The organism is Acidovorax sp. KPB24-07, assembly GCF_057543315.1.
This window is the reverse complement of sequence record NZ_BAAJYS010000143.1, coordinates 1-9,204: the sequence shown is the minus strand read 5'-3', so window position 1 is coordinate 9,204 and position 9,204 is coordinate 1. Positions and strand designations below refer to the sequence as shown.

Here is a 9,204-nt window from a genome sequence, read left to right as displayed (position 1 = left end):
GTCTGGAAGGCGATGGAGTCGATCACGCCGATGATCTCGCCGATCTTGGATGAGGCCTTGGAGATCTCGTCCATGGTGGTGACCGCGCTGGCCACCACTTCGCCGCCCTTGCTGGCCGATGCGCTGGCCGAGGTGGCCAGGCGCGTGGCCTGCGCCGCCGCTTCGGCGGACTGCTTGACGGTGACGGTGAGCTGCGACAGCGAGGCCGAAGTTTCCTGCAGATTGCTGGCCGAGGTCTCGGTGCGGTTGGACAGGTCGTGGTTGCCGGCCTTGATTTCGTCGGTGGCCGTCTTCATCGATTCGACGCCGTGGCGCACGTCCTGCAGCACGGTGCCGATCTTGTCCACGAAGGCATTGAACGACGAGGCGATCTGCGCCACCTCGTCGCTGCCGGAGACGGGCAGGCGGTGCGTCAGGTCGCCGCCGCCCGAGCCGATCTCGTCCATGGCGTCGCGCACCTCCGACAGGCGGCGGAACGACTTGGCGGTGAGCATCGCGCCCACCGCAGCCGCCAGCACGGCCAGCAGCACGATGGCCACGGCCAGCGTCTGCAGCACGCTGCGCAGGCCGGTGGTGGCCTCGGCCTTGTCCAGGGCCACGATCAGCGACCAGTCGGTGCCCTGCACCGGGCGGGCCTTGAGCAGCTTGGCGCTGCCGTTGAGCTCCACCTCCATCGGCCGCGTCGCGCTTGCGAGGGAGGCCATGGCGGCGGGGGTGAGCAGGGGCGAGAGTTCAGTCACCGGCTTGAGGCTGAGCTTGGCGTCCGCGTGGGCCAGGATCTGGCCGTCGCTGTTCACCACGAAGCCCAGGCTGCTCGGCGTGGGGCGGATGGCGGCGACCACTTCGCGCACGCCCTCCAGCGGCACGGCGCCGTTGACCACGCCCTGCAGCGCGCCGTTGCGCAGCAGCGGCGCGACGAAGGCCACATAGGGCACACCGGTGGTGGAGTCGCCATAGGGCTTGGTGACCGCCAGCTTGCCGGCCTGCACCGCCGCCTTGTACCAGGGACGCGCCGTCGGGTCATAGCCCGCGGGGGTCTGCGTGGTGGACTTGAAGGTCTTGTCTTCCCAGCCCACGGTGGTGATGGGAAAGCCGTTGGCCTTGCCCATCAGGGCCACGTAGCCCTGCGGATCGCCCTGTTCCACGACCGCCGCGGTGGCGTTCACGGCGGCCGCCTTGGCGGACACCCACTGGTCGATGGCCATCGTGTTGCCCGCCGTGATGGCGTTCAAGTCCTGCTCGATGGTCTCGAACGTGTTGGTGCGGGTGATGGAGTAGGTGGCGGCACCGGTCACCGCCAGGGCACAGACGACGGTGGCGGTGCTGATGACGAGGATCTTGGAGCGCAGAGACTGGATCATGGCGGCCTCGGAAAAAGAAGTCCTGCATTACACCGTAATTGCGTTACCAGTGCTTACAGCATCCTGGAATGTGTGTGGAAGCCGCACTACACGTCCGTGGGCGCATCCAGCGCCTTGCCATCCAGCACGGCATGTGCTCGGTTCCGGTCGATGTCGCCTTCCCACGAGGCGATGGCCACCGTGGCCACGCAGTTGCCGATCAGGTTGCCCACCGCGCGGGCGATGCCCATGAACCAGTCCACCGACAGCACCAGCACCAGGCCGATCGCGGGAATGGCCGGAATCGCATGCAGCGTGGCCGCCAGCACCACGATGGCCGAGCCCGGCACCCCGTGCGCGCCCTTGGAGGTCACCAGCGAGATCGCCAGGATCGTCAGCAGGTCCGCCATGGAAATCGGCGTGTTCGTGGCCTGCGCGATGAACACCGCCGCCAGGGTGATGTAGATCGAGAACGCGTCCAGGTTGAACGAATAGCCTGTGGGAATCACCAGGCCCACGGTCGAGTCGCGGATGCCCATGTGCTTGAGCTTGGCCATGACCTGCGGCAGCACGCTGTCGGACGACGTGGTGGCGAACACCACGGCCAGCTCCTCGCGCAGGTAGCGCAGCAGCTTGAACAGGCTGAAGCCCGAAAACCGCATGATCAGCCCCAGCACCACGGCCACGAAGATGAACACTGCCGCATAGAACAGTGCGACCAGCAGGCCCAGCTGCTTGAGCGAGCCGATGCCGTACTTGCCCACCGTGAACGCGATGGCCCCCAGCACGCCCAGGGGTGCGAGTTGGATGATGAGGCCCATCGCCTTGAACAGCACGGCGGAAAAATCATCGATGAGCGAGACCACCCGGGCGCCGCGCTCGCCCACCAGCGACAGCGCACAGCCGAACACGATGGAAAACAGCAGCACCTGCAGCACGTCGCCCGTGGAGAACGCGCTGATCGCCGTGTTGGGAATCAGCTTGAGCAAAAAGTCGCTGAAGCCGCCGCCCGCCAGCTTGTTGGCGTTGTCGGCATAGGCGCCCATGGCCGAGGCGTCCAGCGCCCGCGGGTCCACGTTCATGCCCACCCCCGGCTCGAACACGAAGGCCAGCACCAGCCCCAGGACCAGCGCGATGCTGGTGACCACCTCGAAATAGATCAGCGACTTGATCCCCACGCGGCCCACCCGCTTCAGATCCCCCGTGCCCGCGATGCCATGCACCACCACGCAGAACACGATGAGCGGGATCAGCATCTTGATGAGCTTGATGAAGCCGTCGCCCAGGGGCTTGAGCTGCACCGCCCACTGGGGCCAAAGCAGACCGACGATGACGCCGGCGATCAGGGCCAGGACCACCCGGCCGAACAGGGAACGGAAAAAGCGTTGCATGGGATCTCCGAGAGTCGTCACATTGGTTCACCAATCTTGCATACAAGAAATGTAGACATTCGCCGACCCGGCGGGTTGGGGGTTATCCCGCGTGTGGCGCGGGCTCCACGGAAGAGCGCCGCTGTCGGTTCGGAGACCGATCCGTGGAACCGAAGGCTTTCGATTGGTAACTATTAATCACCATGCGGGCGATTGCGTTCACCGATCTCCTGCCTATCATTCGCGCCTGCCAATGGAAGGCATGAATAACAAAGGGAGTGAAGCCATGAATGACATCGTGACAGTGCCGCAAGCCGCACTGCGCGCTGAACTGGCGCGCAAGCTCGCGCCCAAGTACGCCACACGGCTTTTTCAGCTGCGTGACATTCCGAATGTGATGCGGTCCCGGCAGGGGTGGCCGGTGGCGTCGAACTTGATGGAGCGGTGGTTCAACGGGGCGGCGTATCAAATCACCCCAGAGGTGAAAGCCAGCGCGGAGGGCCAGCGATTGAGTCAAATACCTTCTTCGCAACTTGCGGAAGATCTCGTGAGCATGCAATGGGCTCTTGGCTTTGCTCGTGTTAGAGATGCGATGGCAAGGCTGCAAGCCAATTGGGCAAGTCCAGCTGGATTGGCAATGTTGAAGCGCCGGGTCGGGGACCAGCTTTTTGTCCAACAGTGCTGGCGTCTCGGGAATTTAGCCCTGCCCGCCAAAGTTCTTGAAAATACTTGCCAGATGAACTTTCTTGTCTTTGGCCAATGGAGCGATCCGATGGACGACTTTTATGGGGCGATGGGAGAAGCACAACTCAAGGTGGCTGTGTCTGGAATGGTCTCTTCTTCAGGGCAGGGGCGGGTCACTGTGGAAATCGACGAATTGGGTTTTTACCTGCGGGATGCGTACGATTTCAATGACAGCCGATCTTTCATTTCTCAGCCTTTGGGTTGCTGGGGATTCAACGGCATGGAATGCGGCATTCGCACCAGATTGAATGTGCCGATTGAAGAAGTGACAGTAGACGAGGCCCCTTCATCCGTGCAGCGCTACAAGTACATCGTGCAGAACCAAGACTTTCGCCGTTGGAGAGAGAAGAATCACCGAGGCGGTGATTTCATGGTGCTTTCAAACGTGCATCGAATCAAACTGCCTTTTCCGCAGAAATTCTCTTGGTGAGCGTATGCAAATCGTCCGCAACCACCTGAAAAAAGTCTTTTGGCTGTCGATTTTTTTTAGGGCTCGTAAGCGGGCTCTGGCAGGGTTCGCAACCCCGCCTGTTTCATACCGCGATCAGTCCTCGAAAGGTCTACCGAGTCGAGTATTACGAGGCGTCGTACCTGCAAAGTCTCATCCACCATGATTTCAAGATGCCTGCATTTGCCCGGCTATACCGCATCCAGCCTGAAACCCTTCTTGGCGAAAGCAATGTGGCGGATCTCTGGATGAACGGGGAGCTTTACTGGTGGCTGAATCCGCCCGTCAATGCAGTGCAGGTCGGGCGCGACATCGTTTTCGAGAACGTACCGCCGGAATGTACGGATTGCCCCAGGCTGCCGGCGTCCGCCGTCATGCCCTGACCGGCGAGCCGCCGTCCTCTCTTCACCCCAGCAGGTCGTGCAGCGTCCGCGCCACCACCTTGGTGGCGCGCCGCAGGTCTTCCAGGTCCAGGCGTTCGTCGGCGCGCTTGGCGTGCGACTCCAGCACGGAGCGCGGGCCGGCGCCGTAGATCACGCCGGGAATGCCGGCCTCGCCGTACAGGCGCACATCCGTGTACAGCGGCGTGCCCATGGCCGGGATCGGCTGGCCGAAGAGTGCCTCGCCGTGCTTTTGCAGCGCGGCCACCAGCGGGGCGTTGCCCGGCAGCGGCTGCATGGCATTGGCCAGCAGCAGGCGCTTGATGTCCACCGTGATGCCGGCGCAGCCCGCGGCGGCCTCGGCGATCACGCGGCGGATGGCGGCCTCGACCTCGGCGGGGTTTTCCTCGGGGATCATGCGGCGATCGAGCTTGAACACGACTTTGCCCGGGACCACGTTGGTGTTGGTGCCGCCTTCGATGCGGCCCACGTTCAGGTAGGGGTGCTCGATGCCATCCACCTTCGAGGTGATCTGCTGGTAGCGGGCGTTCTGCGCATAGAGGGCGTTCAGGATCGCGACCGCGCCCTGCAGCGCGTCCACGCCGGTGTGGGGAATGGCGGCATGGGCCATCTTGCCGTGCACGGTCACCTCCATCTGCAGGCAGCCGTTGTGCGCCGTGACGACCTCGTAGCTGAAGCCGGCGGCCAGCAGCAGATCGGGCCGGGTCAGGCCCTGGCGCAGCAGCCAGCCCGGGCCCAGTTCGCCGCCGAACTCTTCGTCGTAGGTGAAGTGCAGTTCCACCGCGCCCTTGGTCGGTTTCGCCACGGCCTCCAGGGCGCGCAGGGCGAAGGTGAAGCTGGCGAAATCGCTCTTGCTCACCGCGGTGGCGCGGCCGTAGATCTTGCCGTCCACGATCTCGCCGCCGTAGGGGTCGTGCGTCCAGCCTTCGCCGGGCGGCACCACGTCGCCGTGGGCATTGAGCGCCACGGTGCGGCCGCCCGCGGCGGTGGCGCCCTCGCCATACGGCCGGCGCACGATGAGGTTGGTGATGGATTCCATGCCGTAGGCCTTGACCTCGGACTCGGGAACGGGGTGGCGCTCGGCCTCGTAGCCGAAAGCCTGCAGTAGCTCTGCCGTGCGCTCGGCGTGCGGTGCGTTGTTGCCGGGCGGCGTGTCGGTGGGCACGCGCACCAGCGCCTGCAGAAAGCGCACTTCTTCGTCGAAATGTTGGTCGATCCAGGCGTCCAGTGATTGGTAGGTGCTGCTCATGGGGTTTCGGTGGCCAGTTGGTTCAGAAGGTGGGAGAAGGCGTCGACGGCGAGCTGCATGTCGTCGCTGGTCGTGCTTTCCAGGGGGTTGTGGCTGATGCCGCTGTTCAGTCCGCGCACGAACAGCATGGCCTGCGGCATGATTTCGTGCAGCTTCATGGCGTGTGCCCGGCACCGCTGGGCATGCGGTGCACCGGCACGCCCAGTGCGTCCACGGCGCGTTCCCAGCGCTGCTGCCACGCGGGTGCGCTGGGCGCGGCGGCGGCGCGCATGGTTTCTTCCAGCGTGTAGTGCATGCCGCGCCGCGCGGCGATGGACTGCAGCGCAGCCAGTACATCGGCCACCAGCGCATCGCGCTGGGGATCGGTGGGGGCGCGCAGGTCCAGGCTGAACTGGCAGCGCCCCGGCACCACGTTGATGGAGCCGCCGGGCACGTTCAGCAGGCCCACGGTGCCCACCGAGTCGCCGTCGCGCGCGGCACGCGCCTCCACCGCGAGGATGAGTTCGGCCACGGCCGCGGCCGCATCGCGGCGCCGGCCCATGGGCGTGGTGCCGGCGTGGCTCGCCATGCCGTGCATCTCGCCCACGAAGCGCACGCTGCCGTTGATGGAGGTGACCACGCCCAGGGGCAGGTCCAGTTCGTTGAGCACCGGGCCCTGCTCGATGTGCACCTCGACGAAGCCGAGGTAGCGGCCCGGGTCGCGCTGCAGCTTCGGAATGTCGTCGATGCACAGGCCGGCATGCTGCATGGCCTCGCGCAGGGTCACGCCGTCGGCGTCCTTCTGGTCGAGCCACGCCGGGTCGAAGTCGCCGATGAGCGCGCCCGAGCCGAGGAACGTTGCCTTGTAGCGCTGGCCTTCCTCCTCCGAAAAGCCCACCACCTCGATGCCGAAGGGCAGGCGCCGGCCCTGGCGGTGCAGCTCGCGCACGCAGGCCATGGGCACGAAGATGCCCAGCCGGCCGTCGTACTTGCCGCCGTTGCGCACGGTGTCGTAGTGGCTGCCGGTCATGAGCAGGGGCGCATCGGGCGTGGCCCCGTGGTAGCGGCCCACCACGTTGCCCACCGCGTCCACGGCCACTTCGTCGAAGCCGCAGTCGCGCATCCAGTGGCTGATGCGCTGCGCGCAGGCGCGGTGAGCATCGGTCAGGTAGGTGACGGTGAGCTGGCCCTTCTCGGCAAAGCCCGGGTCGCTGTGCTGGGCCAGGGTTTCCTGCCAGTCCCATACGCCGTTGCCCAGTGCGGGCGCCACGCCGAACAGGTCGTTCAGGCGGATCTCGGCGATGCGGTGGATGTTGCGCAGCGCCTCGGCCAGTTCGAAGTCCGGTGGGTTGGTGAGTCGGCGCGCGAAGGTGTCGATGATGTCCTGCCGGGGCAGCCCCGTGCCGCGCGGGCCGCGCACCGCGAGGATGAACGGGAAGCCGAAGCGTGCGTTGTACTCGGCGTTGAGCTGCTGGATGCGCGCGAACTCTTCGGGCGTGCACTGCGTGAGGCCGGCCGTGCCCTGCTCGCGGGCCGACTCGGCCGTGAGCGCGTTCGCCACCATGGCCTTGCCCGCCAGTTCCGGATGGGCGCGCACCAGGGCCAGCTGCGCCTCGCGCGGCGCCTGGGCCAGCACGCGCACCATCGCGTGCTTGAACTGCGCGAGCGAGCGGAAGGGCCGCGCGGCGAGCGCCTGCGCGGCGATCCACGGCGAATGCTCGTACAGGCCGTCCAGCAGGCGCGCGGCCTCTTCGGGGGGGGCGGCATTCAGTTGTTCGAGGGTGAGGGGCATGGCGTTCACTCCGGGCAGGGATGGGCCTCGGCCCAGTGGCGTGCGATGTCGATGCGGCGGCACACCCACACGTGGTCGTGCCGCTGCACGTGGTCCAGGAAGCGCTGCAGCGCGGTGATGCGGCCCGGGCGCCCGAGCAGCCGGCAGTGCATGCCGATGCTCATCATCCTCGGACGGTCGTCGCCAGCGGGGTCGCCCTCGGCATACAGCGCATCGAACGTGTCCTTCATGTACTGGAAGAACGGGTCGGCGTGGGAGTAGCCCTGGGGCAGCGCGAAGCGCATGTCGTTGCAATCGAGCGTGTAGGGCACGATGAGCTGCCGGGCCGTGCTGCCGTCGGTGCGGCCGACCTTCATCCAGAAGGGCAGGTCGTCGCCGTAGTAGTCGCTGTCGTAGGCGAAGCCGCCGTGGTCGGCCACCAGGCGGCGGGTGTTGGGGCTGTCGCGGCCGGTGTACCAGCCCGCGCCGTGCACCGTGCCGGGCGCGCCGTGCCGCTGGCCCGTGAGCGCCTCGAAAATGGCCAGGGCTCGGCCATGTGGGCGCGCTCCACGGCCTCGGGCACGTTCTGGTAGTGGATCCACTTGAGACCGTGGCAGGCGATCTCGTGGCCCAGTTCCATGAAGGCGGCGGTGACGTCGGGGTGGCGCTGCAAGGCCGTCGCCACGCCGAACACGGTGAGCGGCAGGCCGCGCCTTTCGAACTCGCGCAGCAGGCGCCACACGCCGGCGCGCGAGCCGTATTCGTAGATCCCCTCCATGCTGATGTGCCGGTCGGGGTAGCTGGCCGGGTTGAACATTTCCGACAGGAACTGCTCGCTGCCGGCATCGCCGTGCAGCACGGCGTTCTCGCCGCCTTCCTCGTAGTTCAGCACGAACTGCACGGCGATGCGGGCGTTGCCCGGCCAGCGCGCGTGCGGCGGATTGCGCCCGTAGCCCACGAGGTCGCGGGGGTAGGGCAGGGTGGCGTCGTAGATCGGGGCGGCGGTCATCGGGTCCTCACGAAAGAGCCATGGAGATGTCGTTGGGGGGCAGCTTGCGGTCGAACATCAGGCTGTCCTGCACATGCAGCAGGTGCGCGTCCATCAGGCGCACGGCGCGCTCCTCGTCGCGCGCGGCCAGGGCCTTGACGATCTCGGCATGCTCGTCGTGCGAGTGCGCGGCCTCGTCGGCGCTCTGGTACATGAGCGTGATCAGCGCACAGCGCGAGATCAGCTCCTGCAGCATCTGTGCCAGCACCTGGTTGCCCATCAGCTCGGCCATGCGCACGTGGAAGTCGCCCAGCAGTTCGGTGCGGTCCTGCACGTCGGCGCCGTCCACGGCGGCCTTCTCGCGGGCCACGTGCTCGCGCAGGGCGCGGATGCGGGCGGGGGTGACCTCTCGCACGAAGGCGCGGGTCATCTCGGCCTCCAGCATGCGGCGCACGGCGAACACCTGCCGCGCCTCGTCGGCGGAGGGCGCGGCCACGAAGGCGCCGCGCGCGGGCGCCAGGCGCACCAGCCGCTTTTGCGACAGCTGGAACAGCGCCTGCCGCACCAGCGTGCGCGAGACGCCGAAATGGTCGGCCAGTTTCTGCTCCACCAGCTTGGCGCCCGGCAGCAGCCGGTGCTCGACGATGGCCCGCGTCAGGTCGCCGACGATGGCACTGGTGGTGGAGGTTTCCATCGGCGCATGATAGCCGTGGCTCAGCAATGTGTATACAGTTTTGGTGGACGATGTGGCGCCGACCCGTTCGGCCAGAATCCGGGGATGACCACCCCCAAGACCCCTGCCGCCGCCGGCCTGCCGGCCTTGCCCGTGTCGCCGCCGGCCAGCCAGCCGGCCGCGTTCCTCCGCCATCTGTACGACGTGGCCGTGCACGCCGCGTTGCCGGCCCATGGCCTGG

The 9,204-nt window shown here is 66.6% G+C and carries 6 protein-coding genes and 2 pseudogenes; 2 read left to right on the top strand and 6 right to left on the bottom strand.

All coding sequences use genetic code 11. From position 1 onward, the window contains the following. On the bottom strand, positions 1-1,361 hold a 1,361-nt coding region (locus AC27IQ_RS14665; protein WP_487089902.1), incomplete at its 3' end, for a methyl-accepting chemotaxis protein. A gap of 86 nt (positions 1,362-1,447) precedes the next feature. Further along, entirely contained in the window at positions 1,448-2,731 is a 1,284-nt protein-coding gene (locus AC27IQ_RS14660; RefSeq protein WP_284426197.1) for a C4-dicarboxylate transporter DctA, read from the bottom strand. A 265-nt stretch (positions 2,732-2,996) separates the two neighbouring features. Between AC27IQ_RS14660 and AC27IQ_RS14655 the strand changes: the two genes are divergently transcribed. Both AC27IQ_RS14655 and AC27IQ_RS14650 read left to right on the top strand, forming a co-directional pair. After that, on the top strand, positions 2,997-3,884 hold the full coding sequence (locus tag AC27IQ_RS14655) for a DUF6402 family protein (protein ID WP_487089901.1): 888 nt from the start codon (positions 2,997-2,999) through the stop codon (positions 3,882-3,884). Positions 3,885-4,075: 191 nt separating this feature from the next. After that, entirely contained in the window at positions 4,076-4,285 is a 210-nt protein-coding gene (locus AC27IQ_RS14650; protein ID WP_349817235.1) for a hypothetical protein, read from the top strand. 22 nt (positions 4,286-4,307) lie between these two features. On the opposite strand, the gene AC27IQ_RS14645 is transcribed toward AC27IQ_RS14650, so the two are convergent. The 4 genes and pseudogenes from AC27IQ_RS14645 to AC27IQ_RS14630 all read right to left on the bottom strand — a co-directional run bounded on the left by AC27IQ_RS14645 (position 4,308) and on the right by AC27IQ_RS14630 (position 8,984). Next, entirely contained in the window at positions 4,308-5,552 is a 1,245-nt protein-coding gene (locus AC27IQ_RS14645; protein ID WP_487089900.1) for a M20 family metallopeptidase, read from the bottom strand. Next, a pseudogene (uraD, locus tag AC27IQ_RS14640) lies at positions 5,549-7,323 on the bottom strand (2-oxo-4-hydroxy-4-carboxy-5-ureidoimidazoline decarboxylase). The gene AC27IQ_RS14645 and the pseudogene uraD overlap by 4 nt, the downstream one beginning before the upstream one ends. A 5-nt stretch (positions 7,324-7,328) precedes the next feature. Next, positions 7,329-8,311: pseudogene (gene puuE / locus AC27IQ_RS14635) on the bottom strand (allantoinase PuuE). A gap of 7 nt (positions 8,312-8,318) precedes the next feature. Next, positions 8,319-8,984 (bottom strand): GntR family transcriptional regulator, encoded by a 666-nt coding sequence (locus AC27IQ_RS14630; protein ID WP_284426203.1) that lies wholly within the window; start codon positions 8,982-8,984, stop codon positions 8,319-8,321. Positions 8,985-9,204 lie beyond the last annotated feature (220 nt).